Raw genomic sequence first — 23,690 nt, 5'->3', positions numbered from 1 at the left:
CAGGGAGGATGCGATGAGCGGCCACGACCATCACCACCATCATGACCACGAGCACGACAACCATTTCACTCCGATCGAAGCGCGGGTGAAGGCGCTGGAATCGCTGATGGTCGAGAAGGGCTATGTCGACCCCAGCGCGCTCGACGCGATCATCGACACCTACGAGACCAAGATCGGCCCGCGCAACGGTGCCCGCGTCGTTGCCAAGGCCTGGAGCGATCCGGCCTATGCGCAGCGGCTAAAGGCGGACGGCACCGCCGCCGTCGCAGAGCTCGGCTATGGCGGGCGCGGCGGCGAGCACATCGTCGCCTGCTTCAATACGCCGGAAGAGCACAACCTCATCGTCTGCACCCTGTGCTCTTGCTATCCGTGGCCGGTGCTCGGCCTGCCGCCGGTCTGGTACAAGTCGCCGCCCTATCGCTCCAAGGCGGTGATCGATCCGCGCGGCACGCTCGCCGATTTCGGCGTGACCTTGCCCGAAGGCCAGCGCATCCGCGTCTGGGATTCGACCGCCGAGACCCGCTTCATCGTCGTACCCATGCGCCCAGAGGGCACGGAAGGCTGGAGCGAGGACGAGCTGGCAGCGATCGTCAGCCGAGACTCCATGATCGGCGTCGGCCTGCCCACCCCAGAGGATCGGCCATGAACAGCGCCCATGATCTCGGCGGCCAGATGGGCTTCGGCCCGGTCGTTCCGGAGAGGGACGAGCCGATCTTCCATGCCGATTGGGAGAAGAAGGTTCTGGCGATCAATGTCGCTGCCGGTGCGATGGGCGCCTGGACGATCGACGGCATCCGCCATGCCCGCGAGAGCCTGCCGCCGGCACAGTACCTGTCGTCGAGCTATTACCAGATCTGGCTGGCGGCGCTCGACAAGGTGCTGGTCGAGCAGGGCTTCCTGAGCAAGGACGAGTTGGCATCGGGTATCGCCGGCAGCGCGCGCCGGGAGCCCAAGCGCGTTCTGAAGGGCGAGGACGTCCCGACCGTGCTGCGTCGCGGCTTCCCCTATGAGCGCGAGGCACCTGCACCGGCCCGCTTCAAGGTCGGCGACAAGGTCCGCACCATCGTGATGCACCCGCAGCATCATACCCGCCTGCCGCGCTATGCCCGCGGCAAGCAGGGCGTCGTCGAGCTGGTTACCGGCTGCCATGTCTTCCCCGACACCGGCGCCCATGGCGCACCCGAGACGGCGCAATGGCTCTACACCGTCGTCTTCACCGGGCCGGAGCTCTGGGGTCGCGATGCCGATCCGACCTCGAGCGTCAGCATCGAGGCCTGGGAGAGCTATCTTGAGCCGGCCTGACGCCGCGCTCGCCGACGCGCTCGCCGCCGGCACGCCGATCCCGCGCGACGCCGAAGGTCCGGTCTTCGCCGAGCCCTGGCAGGCGCAGGCCTTCGCCCTCGTCGTCGCCCTGCAGAACCGCGGCGTCTTCAGCGCGGATGAATGGGCCCAGGCGCTCGGCGCCGAGATCCGCGAAGCCCTGGCCAATGGCGGCTGCCGCGACGGCTCGGATTATTACGAGCGCTGGTGCGAGGCGCTGGAGCACCTGCTGATCGAAAAGGGCCTCGCCTCCCATGACGGCGTCGACGCCCGCGCCGCCGCCTGGGAGCGAGCGGCCGAGGCGACGCCGCACGGCAAGCCGATCCTGCTGGAGAACGATCCGCTGCGCTGATCCAGGCTTTGCATCTCCGTCACGAAGCGCGAGTATCCCGGCAACGCCCGGTGACTGGGCTGCTGAAGGAGGATCGCGATGAGGACCGTATTGATGGCGCTCGCCGCCACGGCACTGGCGACGACGGCACAGGCCGCCGACCCCGCGCTCAACACGCTGATCCCGAAGCTGACGCGCGCCACGCCGTGGACGCAGGTTGCCGCGCTTGAGCTGCAGTTCCCGACCCACCATCCGCAGGGGATGGTCAAGATCGGCGACGCCTTCTTCATCTCCTCGGTCGAGATCAGGAAGCCGACGACACGCTACCCTGCGCCTCAAGATGGCTATGACCGCGACACCGGCGAGGGCGTGGGCCATCTCTTCAAGGTCGATGCGCAGGGCAAGCTCCTGGCCAGTGTCACGCTCGGCGAGGGCTCGATCTATCATCCCGGCGGCATCGACTTCGACGGCAAGGACCTCTGGGTCCCGGTCGCCGAATATCGCCCGAACAGCCAGTCGATCGTCTACAAGGTCGATCCCGCGACGCTGAAGGCGACCGAGGTCTTCCGCTTCAAGGACCATGTCGGCGGCATCGTCCACAACACCGACGGCAAGTCGCTGCACGGCGTCAGCTGGGGCTCGCGCCGCTTCTACGCTTGGCCGCTCGGCGCCGACGGCAAGATCACCAACGCCACCGCTGCCCCCGAGACGCTGCGCGTCGCCAACCCGGCGCTCTACATCGACTATCAGGACTGCCACTTCATCGGCATGAGCCGGATGCTCTGCTCCGGGCTCAACAATTACCGGGCGACCAAGGACGGCCCGCTCTTCCGGCTCGGTGGCTTCGAGATCGTCGACCTCAAGGACAATCGCCCGGTCTTCCAGATGCCGGTCGAGCTCTGGTCGCCCTCAGGCCTGCCGATGACGCAGAACCCGTTCTGGGTCGAACCATCGGGCGAAGGCGTGCGCGCCTATTTCATGCCGGACGACGATAAATCGACGCTGTTCGTCTACGAGGCCGCGGCGAAGTAGGGTTGGCTCGCAACCGCCTTCCCGTCATGGTCGGGCTTGTCCCGACCATCCACGTCTTCCTCCATGAAGTGTGCTGTTCAAGGCGTGGATGCTCGCCACAAGGGCGAGCATGACGGTACGACTAGCTCCCCTGCCCGCCGATCCACAGGCCGAAGAACAGCGCCCCGCCCAGCACCGCGACGAAGGCGGCCGCCAGCACTTCGAGCCCGGCGATGATCCGGGCTCCTTTCAATGAACCGCCGCCGGCGAAGCGCAGCGCCGCGAACTTGAAGAACACCGCCAGCGCCGCCAGCGCCCCAGTGGTCAGCGCCGTGCCGAGCGCCATGGCGAAGGTCGCGGCGATGCCGGCCCAGAGCAGGCCCTGCGCATTGGCGAAGACGAGGATGATCAGCGCTCCCGCACAAGGGCGCAGGCCCGCCGCCAGCACGACCCCGGCCATCTCGCGGAACGAGCGCAAACGCGAAACCTCGTCCGCCCCCGGCATGTGGACATGGTCGCAGGCGGCAGGGTCGTGCGCCGCGCCGCCGCCGAGTGTGACAAGGCTGCCGGCCTTGCGCCAGAGCACGTAGAGCCCGACCAGCGCCACCAGCGCGAAACTGCCTTGCTCGATCACGAAGGTCGTCGAGGCCATGGTCTTCGCCGTTGCGTTGAGCGCCAGCGTCAGCGTGCCGACCAGCCCGATCGCCACCAGCGCCTGCACGATCGCCGCCGCGAAGGAGAGCGCCAGCCCGCGCTTCAGGCTGCGGTTGTCGGCGACGATATAGCCCGAGATCACCGCCTTGCCGTGGCCGGGGCCGGCGGCGTGGAAGACGCCATAGGCGAAGGCGAGCCCGAGCAGGCCGGGCAACGCCGCCGGCGATTGCGCGATCGCCTTCAGCGTCGCGGTCAATTCGCGATAGAAGCTCGACTGCCAGGCGAGAATGACCGCGCCGATCCCGGTCGTCGCCGGCAGCGCCTCACGCGGCAGCGCCGTGCCGAACGGATTACGTGGCGACGGGGGCGGCGGGGGCATATAGAGGCTGAGGAGCCAGGCGACAGCCCCGAGCACGCCAGCGACCAGGGCCAGCGCCAGCAGCGCGACGAGCAGCCGTCGCGGCCAGGCGGACAAGCTCAGCGCGGCGGGAGCGCTCAGGGACATGCCACCAGCGCCCGGGTCGTCACCTGATAGGCGCTCATATCCGGCGTCGCGGTAATGTCCTCCTGCGCCAGCCGCTGCTGCGTCGCCGAATCGAGCTTGGGCGGGCGCATGATCCGGACGATGCAGCCCTTCGGAGCATCGCGCGCCGCCACCGCATCGGCCTCTTCGCCGATCTCGAAGGCGACGAAATAAGTGGGGTCGCCGATCTCGATGCCGAAGGAGCGGTTGGCCGTGGCCGGGCTCTTGAGCGGCAGCGTATAGGTCAGCGTCAGGGTCTTGTTCTCGTAGGACAGCGACGCCTCGCTCGGCGTGCCGAATTCCTGCGGCTTGCCGTTCGCCTTGGCGATGGTGAAGAAGCCGACATCCGGCAGCGATTCCATGTTGACCTTGGCAAGCTCGGCGAGCTCGTCGGAGGTCAGCTTGCCGTCGCCGTTCTTGTCGAGGCCCTGGACCATATAGGCCGAATAGGCCTCGTCGAAGCTCCAGCGATGCCGCAGCGCCTTCACCGCGCCGTCGGCGCCGTAGAGGATTTCGGTGCGCGACGTCACGAAGACGTGCGGATGCGCCAGCGCCGGCAATGCGAGGCCGAGCCAGGCGAATGCGGCGGCGAACAGGGTGAGAATCGTCGAGTATCGCGGCACGCGGCAATTTCCTCGAATCTGCGGCGAATCCGGCCGGGCCTTCATACAAAAACGCGCCCGCCGCGACTACCCTGCAATCTCGTGCTGGAACTCCTGCCGGCATCGCCCGCAAAGGCGGCCAAATCGCGGCGCCGCGCTATCGACCAGTCTGGAATTAGCCCAGAGTGATTTGACGATATCACGTCAGTTATGTCAGCCTTGTTGACATAATATCAGATTGGAGGCCGGCCGTACCGGTCCCATAGTCGATGGATATGCGATCGTCGGGAGGTCGGCCATGGCCGGTACGCAGCAGACTTCGCAGAGCGCCGCAACCGGCGAAGCCGGCCTGAGATCGGTTGCGCTCGACGACAAATATGACCTCACCAAGCAACAGATCTTCCTCACCGGCACGCAGGCTATCGCCCGCATGCTGCTGGTCCAGCATGAGCGCGACCGCCGCGCCGGCCTCAACACCGCCGGCTTCGTCTCCGGCTATCGCGGCTCGCCGCTCGGCGGGCTCGACCAGCAGCTCGCCCGCGCCGGCAAGCAGCTCAAGCCCGCCAACATCGTCTTCCAGCCTGGGCTCAACGAGGACCTCGCCGCCACCGCGATCTGGGGCACGCAGCAGGCCGAGCTCTCCGGCGAGGGCAAGTATGATGGCGTTTTCGCGCTCTGGTACGGCAAGGGCCCGGGCGTCGACCGCACCGGCGACGTCTTCCGTCATGGCAACATGGCCGGCACCTCGCGCCATGGCGGCGTGCTCTGCCTGCTCGGCGACGACCACACCGCCGAGAGCTCGACCAACGCCCACCAGACCGAGTTCGTCCTGGTCGACCGGATGATGCCGATCCTCAACCCGGCCGGCGTCCAGGAGATCATGGACTATTCGCTGCACGGCTTTGCGCTCTCGCGCTTCGCCGGCGTCTGGGTCGGGCTCAAATGCGTCAAGGACAACATCGAATCGACTGCCTCGGTCGATGGCTCGGTCGCCCGCGTCAGCATCGCGATCCCCGATGATTTCGTCATGCCGCCGGGCGGCCTCAGCATCCGCCGCGAGCTCGACTTTCTCGATCAGGAAAAGCGCCTGCATCTCTACAAGCGCGCCGCGATCCTGGCTTATCTCCGAGCCAACAAGCTCAACCAGACCATCCTCTCGGGCGGGCAGACGCCGCGCATCGGCATCATCACCGTCGGCAAATCCTATCTCGACGTGCGCCAGGCGCTGGAGGAACTCGGCCTCGACGAGGTCCGCGCCAACGATCTCGGCATCCGCCTGTTCAAGATCGCCTGCCCATGGCCGCTCGATCCGCAGGAGCTGAAGGACTTCGCCGCCGGACTCGACCTCGTGATGGTGGTCGAGGAGAAGCGCTCGCTGATCGAGGTCCAGCTGCGCGAGGAGCTCTACGGGACCGCCCACCAGCCGATGGTGATCGGCAAGAAGGACGAAAAGGGCGAGTGGCTCTTCCCGGTCCATGGCGCGCTCGATCCGAACGACATCGCCATCGCGCTCGGCGCCCGGCTGCTCCAGTATCGGGACGACCCTGCTTTGCGCGCGCGCCTCGAGGAGATCGCCGCGGCGCAGGGCCGGCTCGCCGAGGCGATCGAAGTCGCCAAGCGCACGCCCTATTTCTGCTCGGGCTGCCCGCATAATTCCTCAACTGTCGTGCCCGAGGGCTCGCGCGCCTATGCCGGCATCGGCTGCCACTACATGGTGCAGTGGATGGACCGCGACACCACGGGCTTCACCCAGATGGGCGGCGAAGGCGCCAACTGGGTCGGCGAAGCCCCATTCTCGACTAGGCAGCACGTCTTCCAGAACCTCGGCGACGGCACCTACACCCACTCCGGCTCGCTCGCGATCCGCTGGGCCGTCGCGTCGGGCGTCAACATCACCTACAAGCTGCTCTACAATGACGCCGTCGCGATGACCGGCGGCCAGCAGGCGGAGGGGCACCTTTCGCCCGACCAGATGGCGCGCCAGGTCGCGGCCGAGGGCGTGACCCGCATCGCAGTGGTCTCAGACGATCCCGATAAATATCCGGCAGGCACGCTCTGGCCGCCAGCTACGACCCTGCATCATCGCGACGATCTCGACGCCGTCCAGCGCGAGCTTGCCACCGTCTCCGGCGTCTCGCTGCTGCTCTACGACCAGACCTGCGCCACCGAGAAGCGCCGCCGGCGCAAGCGCGGCGCCTATCCCGATCCGGACAAGCGCATCATCGTCAACGAGCTGGTCTGCGAGGGCTGCGGTGATTGCGGCGTCAAGTCGAACTGCGTCTCGGTCCAGCCGCTCGAGACCGAGTTCGGCCGCAAGCGCCAGATCGATCAGTCGAACTGCAACAAGGACTTTTCCTGCGTGAAGGGCTTCTGCCCCTCCTTCGTCACCGTGCATGGTGCGCGGCCGAAGAAGGCAGAGCCGCGCACAATGGATGCCTCGGCCCTCGGCGCCGGCGAACTGCCCGAGCCCAAGGTGCCGGCGCTCGACCGCAACTTCGCTGTCGTCGTCACCGGCGTCGGCGGCACCGGCGTCGTCACCATCGGCGCGATCCTCGGCATGGCCGCGCATCTCGAAGGCAAGGGCTGCGGCATGATCGACATGGCCGGCCTCGCCCAGAAGGGCGGCGCGGTCTTCAGCCATGTCCGCCTCGCGCCGACGCCCGACGAGATCCACGCCATCCGCGTCGCCGCCGGCCAGGCCGATCTCGTGCTCGGCTGCGACCTCACCGTCACCGGCTCGAAGAAGGTGCTGGGCGCGATCCGCCCGGGCTCGGCCGTCGTCGTCAACACCGCCGAGTCGATGCCCGGCGATTTCACCCGCAACGCCGATTTCTCGCTGCCGACCGAACGGCTGAAGCGCGCGATCCTCTCCGCCGCCGGGCGCGACAACACTCATCTCGTCGATGCGACCGCGGCAGCAACCACCTTCCTCGGCAATGCCATCGCCGCCAACATGTTCATGCTCGGCTACGCTTGGCAGTTCGGCGCAGTGCCGCTCTCGCGGGCGTCGCTGCTGCGGGCGATCGAGCTCAACGGCGAAGCCGTGCCAATGAACAAGCAGGCCTTCGAGCTTGGACGCCGCGCCGCGCATGATCCCGAAGCGCTCGCCGCCACCCTCGCCGAGGCCAAGGCGCCGACGGACGCCCGCCAGATCTCGCAGAGCCTCGACGAGATCATCGCCCGCCGCGTCGACTTCCTCGCCGGCTACCAGAACGCCGCCTATGCGGCGCGCTATCGCGGTCTCGTCGAAAAGGTCCGCGCGAAAGAAGCGGGCGTCCTCCCCGACCAGAGCGCGCTCGCTGAGACCGTCGCGCGCTATCTCTTCAAGCTGATGGCCTACAAGGACGAATACGAGGTCGCCCGGCTCTACAGCGACGGCGCCTTCCGCAAGCAGCTCGCCGCGACCTTCGAAAAGGACAGCGCCTCGGGCGAGCCCGTACGCCTCGAATTCCACCTCGCCCCGCCATTGCTGGCGAAGCGCGATCCCAATACCGGCCTGCCGCGCAAGATGAGCTTCGGCCCATGGATGATGGGCGCTTTCGGCCTGCTCGCGAAGCTGAAGGGCCTGCGCGGCGGCGTCTTCGACATCTTCGGCTACAGCGAGGAGCGCAGGACCGAGCGCCGGCTGATCGCCGATTACGAGGCGCTGGTCGCCGAGATCCTGGATAAGCTGACGCCGCAGAACCACGCACTCTGCGTCGCCCTCGCCGCGATCCCCGAGAAGATCCGCGGCTTCGGCCACGTCAAGGAGCGCCACCTTCAAGCCGCCAGGGCCGAAGAAGCCGAGCTACTGAAGCGCCTGCGCGACGGCTCGGCAGAGGCGTTGGCGATGCCGAAGGCCGCGGAGTAGCCGCACGAACGTTCAAGACCTGCGGCGATTCCCCCGCTTTTCTTCGCGCTCGCTGCAAAGCGATGTGCGGAGACGGATCATGGACGGACTGGCCGGATTTCTGCTCGCCGGCATCGCTCTCACCGGCAGCCCCGGCCCGGCGACCCTGAGCCTGACCGCAACGGGCGCCGCCTTCGGCATCCGCAGCGGCCTCGGCTATGGCGCCGGCATCACGCTCGGCATGCTCGCGGTGATGGCCTTGACGGCAAGCGGCGTCGTCGCCGTCATCCTGGCGCTGCCGGGCCTGGCACCGATCGTCACGATTCTGGCGGCGCTCTATTTCCTCTATCTCGCCTTCCGTATCGCGACGGCGGCGCCGCTCGCCGAGGCGAACAGCGATGCAGCTGCACCGTCCTTCGCTGCCGGCTTCGCGCTCTCGCTGGTCAATCCCAAGGGCTATGCGGCGATGGCCGCGCTGTTCTCCGGCTTCGCGCTGCTGCCGCAACAACCGGCGCTCGATGCGATCCTCAAGATCGGCGTGCTCCTGCTCGTGATCGCCGCCGTCAACATCGCCTGGCTGCTGGCCGGCTCCGGCCTGACCGGCCTGTTCCGCGATCCCCGGAGCAACCGCATCGTCAACCTGGTCTTCGCGGCGCTGCTGATCGCCTCGCTCGCCGCCGCGATCAGATGGTGATGCCGCTCCTTCCCTCGCCATAAGGCGCGGTTGAGTTCGCTGCCATTGCCGGCCCATAGTGCGCGTCCATCCGTGCGGACGATCGAGGGGCCGGCGAGCTTTGATTTCCGAGGACGAGCTGCGCCGCATCGCCGCCTGGTCGAACGACCTGACGCCGGAGGAGTTCGAGGAGGCGCGGCGCGGCACCAGCATCAAGGCCTATGGCAAGGGCGCCCATGTCTGCCATGTCGGCGACCGGCTCGAATCCTGGACCGGCGTCGCCGACGGCCTGCTCAAGATGAGCACGACCTCGCGCAGCGGCAAATCGGCGACGCTCGCGGGCCTGCGCGGCGGTGCCTGGTTCGGCGAGGGCACGATCATCAAGAACGAGCCGCGGCGCTACGACCTCGTCGCGCTGCGCGAGAGCAAGGTCGCGCTGATGCGGCGCCAGACCTTCTTCTGGCTGTTCGAGCACTCGGCCGCCTTCAACCGCTTCCTGGTCCACCAGTTCAACGAGCGCCTGGCCCAGTTCATCGGCCTCGCCGAATACGACCGCATGTTAGGGGCCACCGGGCGCCTCGCCCGCAACCTCGCCTGGCTGTTCAACCCGATCCTCTATCCGAACAAGGACCGGACGCTGACGATCTCGCAGGAGGAGCTCGGCCTGCTCGCCGGCATCTCCCGGCAGATGGCCAATCAGAGCCTCGCCAAGCTCGCCGAGCTCGGCCTCGTCGAGGTCGGCCACAACGAGGTGACGATCTTGGATCTGGAACGGCTGGCGCGGTACGAGGGGTAGCTAGGCCGATAGGCGCGGGGTCGCTGGCAAAGACCACGCCGCCCCCCCGCTCGACACTACTGAAGTTTTAGCAACTCATAATCAAAATGGGATACATTATGAGATAAATAGCATTGTATCGAACTCGATACAATATCGGACAGATCATCCACCGAAATGCGCTCCTCATATCTATCCTTTACATGAGGCGCGAAATCGATGACAAATTCTTGAATATCATCTTTCTCGATTATCATAAAGAATTTGTCGTTTACCGAAATCTCCATAAACCACCCATTGCGCTCGGCCATTAAGCCAAATTCATATGTTACGCGAAGGGTGGAATTCTTTATAGGCACCGCGAAACTCATTGCTGAAATCTCCTCCCAATAAACGCTCCAAGCCAAACTGCGAGCTACTCGCTGAGCCAAATGCCGACAATCCATGCATGGCGGATATAGCCATTCCTTGAAAAGCCAGCCGCCCCGGGGGCGGTAACAGCTTCGCATCATACTATTCCGCCAAACTCGCTACGAACCCCCGCCTGACAAGAAAAAGCAGAGCAGTTCGCCCGCATCGTTTATGCACAGGTGGAAGAACCCGTCCGGCGAGAGGCGGGCCTTCTGATAGGGGATATCGAGCACGGCCGGCTGGCGGCGCTCGGTCGGCCACATCGCCCGCAACCTCGCCTGGCTCTTCAGCTGGCTCCATGGTCGCCGGATTGTCGCAAGACTCACCCAATGTTGCGAGTTCACGCCAGCGGAGCCGGCATGGACTATTTCAGACGCTTCACCTTCCTGTTCGCGACCCCGAACTTCGATGCCGAGGACCTTGAAGGAATCCGCTTCAATCAGATCGTCGAGGAGATCGAACGATCTGGCTTCGAGGTGGTGAAGGCCCGCAAGCTCGAGGATGCCGAGATCGCGGTCCAGACCGATGCCGCCATCGGCTGCATGGTGGTCGACTGGGGCAAGAAGGGACTGGAAGGCAAGACGGCTGCGCTGATCAACCTGATGCGCCGGCGCGGCCTCGACTTCCCGATCATCCTGCTGATCCGCCGCAAGCGCTTCGAGGACGTCCCGGTCGAGGTGCTCGACTTCATCGACGGCTACATCTTCCTTTCGGAGGAGACGCCGCCCTTCATCGCCAAGAGCCTGATCAGCCGCCTGAAGCAATATGCCGAGACGCTCAAGACGCCGTTTTTCGGCGCGCTCGTCGACTATGCCGAGGAAGGCAATCATCTCTGGACCTGCCCCGGCCACAACGGCGGCGTGTTCTACAGCCGCAGCCCGATCGGCCGCGTCTTCATGGAGCATCTCGGCGAGGCGGTGTTCCGCGATGACCTCGACAATTCGGTGCTCGATCTCGGCGATCTGCTCACCCATGAGGGCCCGGCCCTGAAGGCGCAGAAGGAAGCGGCGCAGATCTTCGGGGCCGAGAAGACCTATTTCGTCCTGAACGGCACCTCGACCTCGAACAAGGTCGCGCTCGCTGCGCTGGTCACCGATGGTGACCTCGTCCTGTTCGACCGCAACAACCACAAGGCCGCGCATCACGGCGCGCTGCTGATCGCCGGCGGCATCCCGGTCTATATCCCGACGGCACGCAACGCCTGGGGGCTGATCGGCCCGATGCGCTGGGAGAGTTTCGACGAGGAGGCGCTGCGCGAGCGCATCCGCACCAACCCGCTGGTCAAGGATCCAGGGGCCTGGAAGAAGCCGCGCCCGTTCCGCGTCGCCGTGGTCGAGCAGTGCACCTATGACGGCACGATCCATAGCGCCCAGATGATCCTCGATAAGATCGGCCATCTCTGCGAATACATCCTCTTCGACGAGGCCTGGGCCGGCTTCATGAAGTTCCACCCGCTCTATGCCGGGCGCTTCGCCATGGGACTTACCGGGCTGGGGCCGGATTCGCCGGGGATCATCGCGACGCAATCGACCCACAAGCAGCTCGCAAGCTTCAGCCAGGCCTCGCAGATCCATATCAAGGACAGGCACATCAGGGGCCAGAAGCGGCGGGTCGAGCACCGGCGCTTCAACGAGAGCTTCATGCAATACGCCTCGACCTCGCCCTTCTATCCGCTGTTCGCCTCGCTCGACGTCGGCGCGCAGATGATGAAGGGCCGTTCCGGCGAAGTGCTCTGGGACGACACCATCCGGCTCGGCATCGAACTGCGCAAGAAGATCCGGGCCGTGCGCCGCGAATTCGAGGAGAAGGAGACCCGGCCGGAGCGGCGCTGGTTCTTCGAGCCCTTCGTGCCGGACCGGGTCAGCATCCCTGACGCCGCGCGCGAGGGCGCAGTCCACGATGTCGCCTGGGAAATGGTCGCGACCGACCAGCTCGCCAGCAATCCCACCTATTGGCAGCTCGCGCCCGATGCAGGCTGGCACGGCTTCACGCGGATGGAGCCGGGCTTCGCCATGACCGACCCCAACAAGCTGACCTTGCTCACGCCGGGCTTCGATCGCGAGACCGGCGCCTATGCAGAACACGGCATCCCGGCTCCGGTCGTCGCGCAGTTCCTGCGCGAGAACCGGATCGTCGCCGAGAAGAACGATCTGAACTCGCTGCTGTTTTTGCTGACGCCGGGTGTCGAGGCCAGCAAGGCCGGCACGCTGATCAGCGGGCTCGTCGCCTTCAAGAAGCTGCATGACGACAACGCCCTGCTGGAAGAGGCGATCCCCGAATTCTATCGGCGCCGCCCGGGGCGCTATGGCGGCGTGCGGCTGCGCGACCTGTGTGGTGAGATGCACCGCTTTTTCCGCGACCACGATGTCAGTGGGTTGCAGAACCGGCAGTTCTCGCCCGAGCATCTGCCGGAGATGGCGATGTCACCGCATGATGCGGCGCGTTGCCTGGTACGCAACGATGTCGACTACCTGCCGATCGATGCCATCGCCGGGCGGATCGCGACGACGCCCTTCGTCGTCTATCCGCCCGGCATCGCCACCATCGTGCCTGGCGAGCGACTGACCGAGCGCGCCCAGCCGATGCTCGACTACTTGAAGATGTTCGAGGCCTGCTTCAATGCCTTCCCCGGCTTCGAGGTCGAGATTCAGGGCGTCTATCGCGAAACCGATTCCGCCGGGCAGGTGCGGCTCCACACCTATGTCGCCAACGAGCCGACGCAGGGCTGAGGGCCACGGCGACGCATGGAGACCGACGCACCCATCATCATCCGCCCCTCGCGCGATACCGATGTCGAGCCCATGCTGGCGATCTATCGCCGGCATATCCAGCGCGGCATCGAGGCCGGCGTCGAGGACACCGGAACGCCGCAGCCCGACGATCTACGCGACCGACGCAAGAACCTGCGCAACCGCAAGCTGCCGCATCTGGTGGCGACCCGCGGCGGCGAGGTCGTCGGCTATGCCTATGTCGTGCTTTTCCGCAAGCGGCCGGCCTATCGCTTCACGGTGAAGCACTCGATCTACGTCCACCACGAGCATCTCGGCCGCGGTATCGGACGGCTTCTGATGCAGGCGCTGATCGACGCCTGCGCCGCCGCGGGCTTTCGCCAGATGATCGGCTATATCGACGCGGAGAACGGCGCTTCGCTGGCCTTGCACGAGCGCTTCGGCTTCGCCCGGGTGGGGCTGCTGCCGGGTGTCGCCTATCGCTACGGCAAATGGTCCGACAGCGTCATGGTGCAAAGATCGCTCGGGGCGGGCGCCACGCAGCCGATCCTGTAGGCTATGTCTAGAGCGTTTTCGCGTTTCTCCGAATCGCGGAAACGCTCTAACTATTTGTTTTGTCGCATTTTCTTCACGCGACCCGGTGCCCACTTCGCTCGAAAATGCTCTAGATGTCGGGTGATGATTAATGTCCTGCCAAGCGCGGGCTTTGGCCCAGAATATGCCCCGCAGGGCCGGGCGGCGGAATGTCGGCTTCCCGCCCTCAACCAACGTCAGCACTACGAGTCCCCACCCGGAGCATAAAAGCACAGCAGCTCCCCCGCATCGTTGATGCACAAATGCCAGAACCCATCCGGCGACTGGCGGGCCTTTTGATGGGGGATGTCGAGCACCAGCGGCTCGCGGCGCTCCGTCGGCCACATCGGATGGCGGCCGGGCGCGATCGTGACGACAAAGCCAGATCGGACCTCACGGACGGTGCCGGCGTCGATCCGCGCGCAATCGGCCTCCGAGCAGCATTCGAACGGATAGTCCCAGCCGCTGCGCGCCTGATGCGCATGCGTCGGCGTCGCATATGCGGCGAGCATGATCGCAATCGTGATCCAGGCAGAAGCGCGCATCGGCCAGCCCCCACTGCGAGCTTCCGGCCTGAACGAGGCGGATGCAAGGCGCTGCGCCAGTCCCGTAAAACCGGGCGCCTGCGATCACTGCGATGTCGGGGAATTTGCCCGGCGAAGAGCAAGCCAAGGGGCCAAGTCAAACCTCGGCGGGACGATAGCCACCAAATATCGACTTGTCTGTCAAGTGGCTCCTTGCACAGTGCTGACGCTCCTGCAAAGCTTGCATGATCGCATAAGGGCCTAGCGTCCGGACAAACCCGCAGCAGACGGGGCGACAGGGTGGAGACGACGATCGTGGCAAGCGCAGCCGCCGGCCAGGCGGATACCTTTCCCAAGCTCGTGCTGCGCAATGCGCGGGAGCGCGGCGCACGCACGGCCTTCCGTCACAAGGATCTCGGCATCTGGCAGTCCTGGACCTGGGCCGAGGTCGCCGAGCAGATCCGCGCCTATGCCAGGGGTCTTGAGCAGCTCGGCCTGAAGCGCGGCGAGAAGGTCGCGATCATCGGCTACAACCGCCCACGCCTCTATTGGTCGATGGCCGCGGCGCAATGGCTCGGCGCGATACCCGTGCCGGTCTATGCCGACAGCGTCGCCGACGAGATGGCCTATGTGCTCGACCATGCCGGCGCGGTCTTCGCCTGCGTGCAGGATCAGGAGCAGGTCGACAAGGTGCTCTCCGTCATCGAGCGCCTGCCGGCCTTGCGCCACATGCTCTATGACGAGCCGCGCGGCCTGCGCGACTACGACCACGCCAAGCTGCACGACATCGGCGATGTGATCGAGACCGGGCGCAGCGCGCTCAAGGGCGCCGCAGTTTCAGCCGCGCATGACCGCGAGATGGAGCAGGGCGCGAGCGCTGATCTCGCCATCATCCTCTACACCTCCGGCACGACCGGGCGCCCCAAGGGCGTGATGCTCACCCATTACAACGTCATCACTGCCGCCGAGATCGGCTGCGGCTTCGACGGGCTGAACGAGAACGACGAGATCATCGCCTATCTGCCGATCGCCTGGGTCGGCGACCACGTCTTCTCCTATGCGCAGGCGATCATCGCCGGCTTCTGCGTCAATTGCCCGGAAGGTCCCGAGACCGTCGTCGACGACCGCCGCGAGATCGGCACGACCTATGCCTTCGCGCCGCCGCGCGTCTTCGAGACCATGCTGACGCTCACCATGGTGCGCATGGAGGATGCCGGTCCGCTGATGCGGAAGGTCTTCCATTACTTCCTCGGCGTCGCGAAGGAGCATGGCGAGAAGATCCTGAACCGCGAGCCCGTGCCGCTTTCCGCCCGCCTGCTCTACAAGCTCGGCGACATTCTGATCTATGCGCCCCTGCGCAATCGCTTCGGCCTGACCAACATCAAGGTCGGCTACACCGCCGGCGAAGCGATCGGCCCCGAGCTCTTCCGCTTCTACCGCTCGATCGGCGTCAACCTGAAGCAGCTCTACGGACAGACCGAGGCCGGCGTCTACATCACCATGCAGCCGGACGGCGAGATCAAGGCCGACACCGTCGGCAAGCCGGCGCCGCAGGTCGAGATCAGGATCGCCGACAATGGCGAGGTGCTCTATCGCTCGCCCTCGATCTTCCGCGGCTACTACAAGGACGACGAGAAGACCGCCGAGACGATGACGCCTGACGGCTTCGTCCGCTCCGGCGACGCCGGCTTCTTTGATGAGAGCGGCCACCTCAAGATCATCGACCGCGCCAAGGATGTCGGCAAGCTCAACTCCGGCGAGCTGTTCCCGCCGAAATACATCGAGAACAAGCTCAAGTTCTATCCGAATATCAAGGAGGTCGTCGCCTTCGGCCAGGGCCGCGACTACGCGACCGCCGCGCTCAACATCGACCTGACCGCCGTCGGCAACTGGGCCGAGCGCAACAATGTCGTCTACGCCTCCTATCAGGAGCTCGCCGGCCATCCGCAGGTCTATGAGATGATGGCCAAGCACGTCGACGAGGTGAACCGCTCGCTCGCGGCCGAGCCGATGATGGGCGGCGCCCAGATCAAGCGCTTCCTGATCCTGCACAAGGAACTCGATGCCGACGACGGCGAGCTCACCCGGACCCAGAAAGTCCGCCGCGGCTTCATCGCCGAGCGCTACGCTCCGCTGGTCGAGGCGCTCTACAACGGCGCGACCGAGGCCGACATCTCGACGGAAGTCACCTTCGAGGACGGCCGCAAGGGCGTGATCTCGGCGACGGTCAAGGTCGTCGACTGCAAGGTCTATCCGGTCACGGCCCCGGCAATCGCCCCGGCGACGAAGGAGGCGGCATGAACGCGCATACCATGGCTGTCGCCGGCGCGCCGGTCACGCATAAGGGCGAGGTGCTGCTCTCGGTCGAGAACGTCTCGCTGCGCTTTGGCGGCGTGAAGGCGATCAGCGATGTCTCCTTCGACATCCGCAAGGGCGAGGTCCGCGCCATCATCGGCCCCAACGGCGCCGGCAAGACCTCGATGCTCAACTGCATCAACGGCTTCTACCAACCCCAGGAAGGCCAGATCACCTATAAGGGCGTTCGCCGCGACAGGATGCGGCCGCACCGGGCCGCCGCCGCCGGCATTGCCCGCACCTTCCAGAACGTCGCTTTGTTCAAGGGCATGTCGACGCTCGACAACATCATGACCGGCCGCACGCTGAAGATGCGCAAAGGCTTCTTCTGGCAGGCGCTGCGGCACGGTCCGGCGATGACCGAGGAGATCGAGCATCGCAAGGTCGTCGAGGACATCATCGACTTCCTGCAGATCCAGCACATCCGCAAGCTGCCGGTCGGCAAATTGCCCTATGGCCTGCAAAAGCGCGTCGAGCTCGGCCGGGCGCTCGCCATGGAACCCGAGCTCCTGCTGCTCGACGAGCCGATGGCCGGCATGAACCTCGAGGAGAAGGAGGACATGTGCCGCTTCATCCTCGACGTGAACAACCAGTTCGGCACCACCATCGCTTTGATCGAGCACGATATGGGCGTGGTCATGGACCTCTCCGACCGCGTCGTCGTGCTCGAATACGGCCGCAAGATCGCCGACGGCACGCCGGGTGAGGTCAAGGCCGACCAGCGCGTGATCGACGCCTATCTCGGAGTTGCGCACTGATGGCCGCCGCTGCAATCAAGGATCAAAGCGCATGAGCGACGTCGCCGCGCAGCCTGCGCCCAATCTCCTTGCCAATGGCTGGATCAAGTCAGGCCTGATCGCGATCGGCCTCGTCGTCGCCGCGATCGTCGGCGCCCGTATCGACCCCACCGGCACGATCCACGCCATCTTCGTCGATCCCTTCAATCAGATGGCGCAGGCGCCTGATCTGCTCGCCCAGACCATCTGGGAGGGGCTGGTCTCGGGCGTGCTCTATGCCCTGATCGCGCTCGGCTTCGTGCTGATTTTCAAGGCCTCTGGCGTCTTCAACTTCGCCCAGGGCATCATGGTGGTGTTCGCCGCGCTGACCCTGGTCGGCCTCTACGAGAAGGGCGTGCCGGCCTTCCTCGCCGTCATCCTGACGCTCGGTGTGATGTTCGCCCTCGCCGTGACGATCGAGCGCGTGGTGCTGCGCCCGCTGGTCAACCAGCCCGACATCATCCTGTTCATGGCGACCTTTGGGATCACCTATTTCCTGATCGGTTTCGGCGAATCCCTCTTCGGCGGCAGCCCAAAGCAGATGATCGCCGATCAGCTCTATTTGCCCAAGGGCGCGATCGACCTGAAGATCCTCGGCGGCATCGTCTCGCTGCAGAAGATCGACATCGCCGCTGCCATCATCGCGTCGCTGATGATCGCGGCGCTGGCGCTGTTTTTCCAGTACACGCGCATCGGCCGCGCCCTGCGGGCGGTGGCCGACAGCCATAAGGCAGCGCTTTCGGTCGGCATCTCGCTCAACCAGATCTGGGTGATCGTCTGGTTCACCGCCGGCATCGTCGCGCTGATCACCGGCATCATGTGGGGCGCGCGCTCGGACGTTTCCTTCGCGCTCGAGATCGTGGCGCTGAAGGCGCTTCCCGTGCTGATCCTCGGCGGCTTCACCTCGATCCCCGGCGCCATCGTCGGCGGGCTGATCATCGGTATCGGCGAGAAGCTCGGCGAGTTCTACTGGGGTCCGCTGATCGGCGGCGGCATCGAGAGCTGGCTCGCCTATTTCATCGCGCTGGGCTTCCTGCTGTTCCGGCCGCAGGGCCTGTTCGGCGACAAAATCATCGAACGCATCTGAGAGGCTGACCCGTGTTTTACCGCGAAGCCGGCCAATACAAGACCAACTACGCCGCCGACATGGCCGTGTTCCCGCTTCGGCAGGACCGGATCGGCATCGCCGTCATCTTAGGCATCGCTCTCGTCGGCATCCCGCTGATCGGCAACGACTTCTTCATCGCCTCGGTGATGATCCCGTTCCTGATTTTCTCGCTGGCGGCGATCGGGCTCAACATCCTGACCGGCTATACCGGGCTGATCTCGCTCGGCACCGCCGCCTTCATGGGCGTCGGCGCCTATTCCTGCTACAAGCTGACCACCTTCTTCCCGGGCGTGAACGTCATCGTCCTGATCCTGGTGTCGGGCCTGTTCTCGGCCGCGATCGGCGTGCTCTTCGGCCTGCCCTCGCTGCGGATCAAGGGCTTCTATCTCGCCGTCGCGACGCTCGCGGCGCAGTTCTTCCTGCAATGGGCCTTCGTGCGGGTGCCCTGGCTGTTCAACTACAATGCCTCGGGCGCGATCGAGGTGCCGCAGCGCACGCTGTTCGGCCTGCCCATCACTGGCGCCTCCGCGACGCCCGAGACGCGCTATTTCGTCTGCCTCGGCCTCGTCGTGGTGCTGACCTGGTTCGCCTCGAACCTCGTGCACGGCAAGCTCGGCCGCTCCTGGATGGCGGTGCGCGACATGGACATCGCCGCCGAGCTGATGGGTATCAAGCTGCTCAACGCCAAGCTCACCGCCTTCGCCGTCTCGTCCTATTTCGCCGGCGTCGCCGGGGCGATGATGATCTTCCTCTGGTATGGCGGCGGCGAAGCCAATGACGTCTTCACCATCCGCCTCTCCTTCAACATCCTGTTCATGGTGATCATCGGCGGCCTTGGCTCCCTGATCGGCTCCTTCTTCGGCGCGGCCTTTATCGCCAGCCTGCCGACGATCCTGAAGTTCGGCCTGCCGGCGCTGGGCGTGCCGCTCACCGGCGCCACCGCCGAACATGTCACCTTCATGCTGGTCGGCGCCTTGATCATCTTCTTCCTGATCGTCGAGCCGCACGGGCTGGCGCGGCTCTGGCAGATCGGAAAGCAGAAATTGCGGACGTGGCCTTTCCCCTACTGAGCCGGGGAGGAGGTCCAAAGGAAACGACCTGCGGCAAACCTTGAAGCCGCAGGCAGCAAGACGGGGCGGCCCGGCCGCATCCGACTGAAACCAACGGAGGAAGCAATGAAGAAGAGCAGCATCATCAGGAGCGTCGCCCTCGGCGCGCTCCTTGCCGCCGGCGCGATCGCAGCGCCGGCTAATGCGCAAGACAGCATCTACGTCGCCAACAACGCCTATCGCACCGGCCCGTTCTCGGGCTCTGGCATTCCGATCGGCGACGGCATGCGTGACTATTTCACGATGCTGAACGAGCGCGATGGCGGCATCGGCGGCGTCAAGATCAACTTCGAGGAATGCGAGACCGGTTACGACACCAAGAAGTCGATCGAGTGCTACGAGCAGGCCAAGTCGAAGAACACCGTGATCTATTCGCCCTGGTCGACCGGCGCGACGCTGGCCGCCATCCCGCGCGCCCATATCGACAAGATCCCGATCCTGTCGATGGCCTATGGCCTCTCGGCCTCGGCCGACGGCAACACCTTCCCCTGGGTCTTCAACCCGCCGCTGACCTATTGGGACGGCGCCTCGATCATGGTCCGCCACATGGCGAACGAGCTCGGCGGCATGGACAAGCTCAAGGGCAAGAAGCTCGGCCTGATCCATCTCGACGCGCCCTTCGGCAAGGAGCCGATCCCGGTGCTCGAGAACCTCGCCAAGAAATACGGCTTTGAACTCAAGCTCTACCCGGTCGCCGCCGCCGACATGCAGAACCAGGGCTCGCTCTGGCTCTCGATCCGCCGCGACCGCCCGGACTATCTCTACAACCAGGGCTGGGGCGCGATGAACCCGACCGCGGTCAAGGAAGCCATCAAGAACAACTTCCCGATCGGCAAGCTGGTCGGCGTCTGGTGGGCGGGCGGTGATGACGATGCGCGCGCCGGTGGGGCCGAGGCCAAGGGCTACAAGTCGCTGAACTTCAACGCGGCCGGCACCAATTTCCCGGTCATCCAGGACATCGTCAAGCACGTCGTGGAGAAGGGTAAGAGCCTGGCGCCGAAGGAGAAGGTCGGCGAGAACCTCTACAATCGCGGCGTCTACAACTCGATGCTGATCGCCGAGGCGATCCGCAACGCCCAGAAGCTCACCGGCAAGAAGGTCGTCACCGCCGAGGACGTGCGGCGCGGGCTGGAATCGCTCAACATCAGCGAGGCCCGGCTCAAGGAGATCGGGATGGAAGGCTTCGCCGGCGCCATCAAGGTCGCCTGCGGCGATCATAACGGCCACCACAAGGCCTATGTCGCCGAATGGGACGGCACCAAGTGGACCAAGGGCTCGGACTGGATGGAGCCGTTGAAGGACGAAGTCCGGCCGCTGATCGAGGCCAACGCCAAGGACTATGCCGAGAAGGCCGGCAATTGGCCGAAGCGGACCGAGTCCTGCGAGAAGTCGTCCTGATCTGACAGCGCGCTTCCTTCTCCCCTCCGGGGGAGAAGGTGGCAGCGCGCAGCGCTGACGGATGAGGGAAGTCACTCGCTCTCATCCGTCCTTCCCTCATCCGACCCGGCTGACGCCGGGCCACCTTCTCCCTCGAGGGGAGAAGGAAGGAGCGCAAGATGTCGACCGCCACCCTCGAAAAGCCCCCGGCAGCCGCCGCTGCAACGGACACCATCCTGTCGCTCAACAACATCGAGGTGATCTACGATCACGTCATCCTGGTGCTGAAGGGCGTCTCGCTGACCGTTCCGCGCAAGGGCATCGTCGCGATCCTTGGTGCCAATGGCGCCGGCAAGACCACGACGCTGAAGGCGATCTCCAATTTGCTCAAGGCCGAGCGCGGCGAGGTCACCAAGGGCTCGATCGTCTTCGACGGCGAGCGCGTCGACAAGATGTCGCCGAGCGAACTCGTCCGGCGCGGCTGCATCCAGGTGATGGAGGGCCGGCATTGCTTCGGCCATCTCTCGATCGAGGAGAATTTGCTGACCGGCGCCTTCACGCGCCGCGACGGCAACGCCGCGATCAAGCGCGACCTCGAGAAGATCTACGAGCTCTTCCCGCGCCTGAAGCAGCGCCGCAACTCGCAGGCCGGCTACACCTCCGGCGGCGAGCAGCAGATGTGCGCGGTCGGCCGCGCCATGATGTCGAAGCCCAAGATGATCCTGCTCGACGAGCCCTCCATGGGGCTGGCGCCGCAGATCGTCGAGGAGATCTTCGAGATCGTCCGCCGCCTCAACGCCGAGGAGGGCGTCTCCTTCCTCGTCGCCGAGCAAAACACCAACATGGCCCTGCGCTACGCGACCTATGGCTACATCATGGAGACCGGCCGCGTCGTCATGGACGGGCAGGCCCAGATGCTGCGCGAGAACGAAGACGTGAAGGAATTCTATCTCGGCGTCGCCGAGGGCAACAAGAAATCCTTCCGCGAGGTCAAGAGCTACAAGCGTCGCAAGCGCTGGCTGTCATAGTCCGGCCCGCTTCGGCGCGGCATTTCAGGCTCATGCTCTACCTCGTCATCGCCCTCCTCCTCGCCGCCCTGATCTTCGGTCCGCAATTCTGGGTCCGCTACGAAATGGACAGGCACGCCGCAGACAGGCCCGATCTGCCCGGCACCGGGGGCGAGCTCGCGCGCCATCTGCTCGATCGTTTCGGCCTGGCCTCGGTCGCCGTCGAGACCACCGCCGCTGGTGGCGACCACTATGATCCCGACGCGCGCACTGTGCGGCTGTCGCCGAGGAATCATGACGGCCGCTCGATCACCGCCGTCGCCGTCGCCGCCCATGAGGTCGCCCACGCCGTCCAGCATGCGCAGGGCAGCCGGCTCTTCAGCATCCGCACCGGATTGGCTCGCTTCCTTGGCATGGTCGACAAGGTCGCGATGGTGATCCTGATCACCGCTCCGGTGGTGATGATCCTGACCCGCGTGCCGGCTGTCGGCCTGTTCCAGTTCGGCGCCGCGCTCGCTTTGCTCGGCATCGGCCTCGTCGTCCATCTCGTCACGCTGCCGGTCGAGTTCGACGCCAGCTTCGGTAAGGCGCTGCCGATCCTGCAGCATGAGAACTACCTGCACCCTGACGACATGCCCGCTGCGCGCGGCGTGCTGCGGGCCGCGGCGATGACCTATGTCGCCGCGTCGCTGATGGGGCTGCTCAATTTCCTGCGCATTCTGCGCCGATAGGTTCGCACCGGGGCACGAGCGATGAACCAGCACTACGATGATCTCGAGACCCGGTCGCCTGCGCAGCGCGAGGCAGACCTCTTCGCCAGGCTGCCGGCCGTCCTCGCCGCCGCGTTGGGGACGCCGGGCTATGCCGCGCACCTGAAAGGTGTCGATCCGGCCGAGATCACCGATCGCGCCGCACTCGCCAAGCTCCCGGTGCTGCGCAAGGCCGACCTCCCGGCGCTGCACAGGGAAAGCCCACCTTTCGGCGGTCTCGCCAATACGCCGCTGGGCTCCTTCGGCCGGCTCTTCACCTCGCCCGGCCCGATCTTCGAACCGGAAGGCACCGGCAGCGACCCCTGGGGCACGGCGCGCGGCCTTTACGCCGCCGGTTTCCGCAAGGGCGACGTCGTGCTCAACACCTTCGGCTACCATCTGACGCCGGGCGGTTTCATCATGGATTCGGCCGCGCGGGCCATCGGCTGCGCCGTCATCCCGGCCGGCCCCGGCAACACAGAGCAGCAGATGGAGGTGATCGGCGCCTATCGACCGAGCGCCTATACTGGCACGCCGGATTTCCTCAAGCTGCTGATCGAGGCGGCCGACAGCCGCGGCGTCGATACCTCCTGCCTGAAGCGCGCCATCGTCTCGGGCGCCGCCTTCCCGCCTTCGCTTCAGGCCTGGGTACAGGGGCGTGGCATCGACGCCTACCAGCTCTACGCCACCGCCGATATCGGCCTGATCGCCTATGAGACCAGCGCCCGCGACGGCATGGTCCTCAACGAGAACCTGATCGTCGAGATCGTCCGTCCCGGCACCGGTGATCCCGTTACCGAGGGCGAAGTCGGCGAGATTGTCGTCACCAATCTCGACCCACACCACCCGCAGATCCGCCTCGCCGTCGGTGACCTGACCGCGATCCTGCCGGGGGTCAGTGCCTCCGGGCGGACCAATGCGAGGATCAAGGGCTGGCTCGGCCGCGCCGACCAGACGGCAAAGATCAAGGGCATGTTCGTGCGGCCCGAGCAGGTCGCCGAGATCGCCCGCCGCCACAGCGAGATCGCCAAACTGCGCCTCGTCATCGGCCGCGCCAACGAGCTCGACACCATGACGCTCAAGGCCGAGATCTATGCCGAACCGAACGGCTTCGTCGACGCGGTGTCCTCGACCCTGCAGCAGGTCACCAAGCTGAAAGGCGCGGTCGAGGTGCTGCCGCTCGGCGCCCTGCCGAACGACGGCAAGGTCATCGCCGACGAGCGGCCGGTGGGGTAACGCGTCATAGCCGGAAGG

General features: G+C 65.6%; 20 protein-coding genes. 17 read left to right on the top strand and 3 right to left on the bottom strand.

The features are described from left to right. Positions 1 to 13: 13 nt before the first annotated feature. The 4 genes from nthA (at position 14) to ACSQ3M_RS15575 (ending at position 2,683) form a co-directional block, all read left to right on the top strand. Complete coding sequence (nthA, locus tag ACSQ3M_RS15590) at positions 14 to 646, top strand: nitrile hydratase subunit alpha (RefSeq protein WP_436150994.1); 633 nt, start codon at positions 14 to 16, stop codon at positions 644 to 646. After that, complete coding sequence (gene nthB, locus ACSQ3M_RS15585) at positions 643 to 1,302, top strand: nitrile hydratase subunit beta (RefSeq protein WP_436150993.1); 660 nt, start codon at positions 643 to 645, stop codon at positions 1,300 to 1,302. Before nthA ends, nthB begins: the two co-directional genes overlap by 4 nt. Then, the gene (locus ACSQ3M_RS15580) at positions 1,289 to 1,672 is read left to right on the top strand and encodes a nitrile hydratase accessory protein (RefSeq protein WP_436150992.1); all 384 of its coding nucleotides are present in this window, start codon (positions 1,289 to 1,291) and stop codon (positions 1,670 to 1,672) included. Before nthB ends, ACSQ3M_RS15580 begins: the two co-directional genes overlap by 14 nt. A gap of 78 nt (positions 1,673 to 1,750) precedes the next feature. Beyond that, positions 1,751 to 2,683 carry a DUF6454 family protein gene (locus tag ACSQ3M_RS15575; protein ID WP_436150991.1) on the top strand — a complete coding sequence of 311 codons (933 nt, stop codon included), beginning with the start codon at positions 1,751 to 1,753 and terminating at the stop codon, positions 2,681 to 2,683. Between the two features lie 121 nt (positions 2,684 to 2,804). Here the strand turns inward: ACSQ3M_RS15575 and ACSQ3M_RS15570 are convergent, their stop codons facing one another. Both ACSQ3M_RS15570 and ACSQ3M_RS15565 read right to left on the bottom strand, forming a co-directional pair. Then, entirely contained in the window at positions 2,805 to 3,821 is a 1,017-nt protein-coding gene (locus tag ACSQ3M_RS15570; RefSeq protein WP_436150990.1) for a nickel/cobalt transporter, read from the bottom strand. Next, positions 3,812 to 4,462: a DUF1007 family protein gene (locus ACSQ3M_RS15565; RefSeq protein WP_436150989.1), complete on the bottom strand. Its 651-nt coding sequence runs from the start codon at positions 4,460 to 4,462 to the stop codon at positions 3,812 to 3,814. Before ACSQ3M_RS15565 ends, ACSQ3M_RS15570 begins: the two co-directional genes overlap by 10 nt. A gap of 277 nt (positions 4,463 to 4,739) precedes the next feature. Here ACSQ3M_RS15565 and ACSQ3M_RS15560 point away from each other — a divergent pair, with 277 nt between their 5' ends. From ACSQ3M_RS15560 to ACSQ3M_RS15540, 5 genes are all read left to right on the top strand, one after another. Then, positions 4,740 to 8,291 (top strand): indolepyruvate ferredoxin oxidoreductase family protein, encoded by a 3,552-nt coding sequence (locus ACSQ3M_RS15560; protein ID WP_436150988.1) that lies wholly within the window; start codon positions 4,740 to 4,742, stop codon positions 8,289 to 8,291. Between the two features lie 79 nt (positions 8,292 to 8,370). Continuing rightward, positions 8,371 to 8,964: a LysE family translocator gene (locus tag ACSQ3M_RS15555; RefSeq protein WP_436150987.1), complete on the top strand. Its 594-nt coding sequence runs from the start codon at positions 8,371 to 8,373 to the stop codon at positions 8,962 to 8,964. 100 nt (positions 8,965 to 9,064) lie between these two features. Then, the gene (locus ACSQ3M_RS15550) at positions 9,065 to 9,739 is read left to right on the top strand and encodes a Crp/Fnr family transcriptional regulator (RefSeq protein ID WP_284167182.1); all 675 of its coding nucleotides are present in this window, start codon (positions 9,065 to 9,067) and stop codon (positions 9,737 to 9,739) included. 749 nt (positions 9,740 to 10,488) lie between these two features. Beyond that, a complete protein-coding gene (locus tag ACSQ3M_RS15545; RefSeq protein ID WP_436150986.1) occupies positions 10,489 to 12,858 on the top strand; it encodes an Orn/Lys/Arg decarboxylase N-terminal domain-containing protein in 2,370 nt (789 codons plus the stop codon). Between the two features lie 15 nt (positions 12,859 to 12,873). Further along, entirely contained in the window at positions 12,874 to 13,413 is a 540-nt protein-coding gene (locus ACSQ3M_RS15540) for an N-acetyltransferase family protein (RefSeq protein WP_436150985.1), read from the top strand. Between the two features lie 221 nt (positions 13,414 to 13,634). Here the strand turns inward: ACSQ3M_RS15540 and ACSQ3M_RS15535 are convergent, their stop codons facing one another. Continuing rightward, positions 13,635 to 13,976, bottom strand: coding sequence for a hypothetical protein (locus tag ACSQ3M_RS15535; protein WP_436150984.1), 342 nt, complete (start codon positions 13,974 to 13,976; stop codon positions 13,635 to 13,637). Positions 13,977 to 14,267: 291 nt separating this feature from the next. Here ACSQ3M_RS15535 and ACSQ3M_RS15530 point away from each other — a divergent pair, with 291 nt between their 5' ends. From ACSQ3M_RS15530 to ACSQ3M_RS15495, 8 genes are all read left to right on the top strand, one after another. Further along, positions 14,268 to 16,256, top strand: coding sequence for an AMP-dependent synthetase/ligase (locus tag ACSQ3M_RS15530; RefSeq protein WP_436151530.1), 1,989 nt, complete (start codon positions 14,268 to 14,270; stop codon positions 16,254 to 16,256). Beyond that, positions 16,253 to 17,068 carry an ABC transporter ATP-binding protein gene (locus ACSQ3M_RS15525; protein WP_436150983.1) on the top strand — a complete coding sequence of 272 codons (816 nt, stop codon included), beginning with the start codon at positions 16,253 to 16,255 and terminating at the stop codon, positions 17,066 to 17,068. Before ACSQ3M_RS15530 ends, ACSQ3M_RS15525 begins: the two co-directional genes overlap by 4 nt. A gap of 190 nt (positions 17,069 to 17,258) precedes the next feature. Further along, a complete protein-coding gene (locus ACSQ3M_RS15520) occupies positions 17,259 to 18,173 on the top strand; it encodes a branched-chain amino acid ABC transporter permease (RefSeq protein ID WP_436151529.1) in 915 nt (304 codons plus the stop codon). A gap of 11 nt (positions 18,174 to 18,184) precedes the next feature. Next, the gene (locus ACSQ3M_RS15515) at positions 18,185 to 19,264 is read left to right on the top strand and encodes a branched-chain amino acid ABC transporter permease (protein ID WP_436150982.1); all 1,080 of its coding nucleotides are present in this window, start codon (positions 18,185 to 18,187) and stop codon (positions 19,262 to 19,264) included. A gap of 105 nt (positions 19,265 to 19,369) precedes the next feature. Continuing rightward, positions 19,370 to 20,701 carry an ABC transporter substrate-binding protein gene (locus tag ACSQ3M_RS15510; RefSeq protein WP_436150981.1) on the top strand — a complete coding sequence of 444 codons (1,332 nt, stop codon included), beginning with the start codon at positions 19,370 to 19,372 and terminating at the stop codon, positions 20,699 to 20,701. 158 nt (positions 20,702 to 20,859) lie between these two features. Then, positions 20,860 to 21,708: an ABC transporter ATP-binding protein gene (locus ACSQ3M_RS15505; protein WP_436150980.1), complete on the top strand. Its 849-nt coding sequence runs from the start codon at positions 20,860 to 20,862 to the stop codon at positions 21,706 to 21,708. A 32-nt stretch (positions 21,709 to 21,740) separates the two neighbouring features. Then, positions 21,741 to 22,418, top strand: a complete 678-nt coding sequence (locus tag ACSQ3M_RS15500) for a zinc metallopeptidase (RefSeq protein WP_436150979.1) — start codon at positions 21,741 to 21,743, stop codon at positions 22,416 to 22,418. Between the two features lie 21 nt (positions 22,419 to 22,439). Further along, on the top strand, positions 22,440 to 23,672 hold the full coding sequence (locus tag ACSQ3M_RS15495; RefSeq protein ID WP_436150978.1) for a phenylacetate--CoA ligase family protein: 1,233 nt from the start codon (positions 22,440 to 22,442) through the stop codon (positions 23,670 to 23,672). The last annotated feature ends 18 nt before the right edge of the window (positions 23,673 to 23,690 follow it).

This window comes from Allobosea sp. LjRoot90, assembly GCF_964254315.1.
Classification (GTDB): domain Bacteria; phylum Pseudomonadota; class Alphaproteobacteria; order Rhizobiales; family Beijerinckiaceae; genus Allobosea.
The sequence above is the reverse complement of the archived record's forward strand: the minus strand, read 5'-3'. Positions and strand labels throughout refer to the sequence as shown.

Bases quoted from the DNA above. Each gene is read 5' to 3' on its own strand.
- ACSQ3M_RS15570 (WP_436150990.1), bottom strand. From the start codon at position 3,821: ATGTCCCTGAGCGCTCCCGCCGCGCTGAGCTTGTCCGCCTGGCCGCGA.
- ACSQ3M_RS15540 (WP_436150985.1), top strand. From the start codon at position 12,874: ATGGAGACCGACGCACCCATCATCATCCGCCCCTCGCGCGATACCGAT.
- ACSQ3M_RS15505 (WP_436150980.1), top strand. From the start codon at position 20,860: ATGTCGACCGCCACCCTCGAAAAGCCCCCGGCAGCCGCCGCTGCAACG.
- nthA (WP_436150994.1), top strand. From the start codon at position 14: ATGAGCGGCCACGACCATCACCACCATCATGACCACGAGCACGACAAC.
- ACSQ3M_RS15495 (WP_436150978.1), top strand. From the start codon at position 22,440: ATGAACCAGCACTACGATGATCTCGAGACCCGGTCGCCTGCGCAGCGC.
- ACSQ3M_RS15520 (WP_436151529.1), top strand. From the start codon at position 17,259: ATGGCGCAGGCGCCTGATCTGCTCGCCCAGACCATCTGGGAGGGGCTG.
- ACSQ3M_RS15560 (WP_436150988.1), top strand. From the start codon at position 4,740: ATGGCCGGTACGCAGCAGACTTCGCAGAGCGCCGCAACCGGCGAAGCC.
- ACSQ3M_RS15555 (WP_436150987.1), top strand. From the start codon at position 8,371: ATGGACGGACTGGCCGGATTTCTGCTCGCCGGCATCGCTCTCACCGGC.
- ACSQ3M_RS15545 (WP_436150986.1), top strand. From the start codon at position 10,489: ATGGACTATTTCAGACGCTTCACCTTCCTGTTCGCGACCCCGAACTTC.
- ACSQ3M_RS15575 (WP_436150991.1), top strand. From the start codon at position 1,751: ATGAGGACCGTATTGATGGCGCTCGCCGCCACGGCACTGGCGACGACG.
- ACSQ3M_RS15525 (WP_436150983.1), top strand. From the start codon at position 16,253: ATGAACGCGCATACCATGGCTGTCGCCGGCGCGCCGGTCACGCATAAG.
- ACSQ3M_RS15535 (WP_436150984.1), bottom strand. From the start codon at position 13,976: ATGCGCGCTTCTGCCTGGATCACGATTGCGATCATGCTCGCCGCATAT.
- ACSQ3M_RS15510 (WP_436150981.1), top strand. From the start codon at position 19,370: ATGAAGAAGAGCAGCATCATCAGGAGCGTCGCCCTCGGCGCGCTCCTT.
- ACSQ3M_RS15500 (WP_436150979.1), top strand. From the start codon at position 21,741: ATGCTCTACCTCGTCATCGCCCTCCTCCTCGCCGCCCTGATCTTCGGT.
- nthB (WP_436150993.1), top strand. From the start codon at position 643: ATGAACAGCGCCCATGATCTCGGCGGCCAGATGGGCTTCGGCCCGGTC.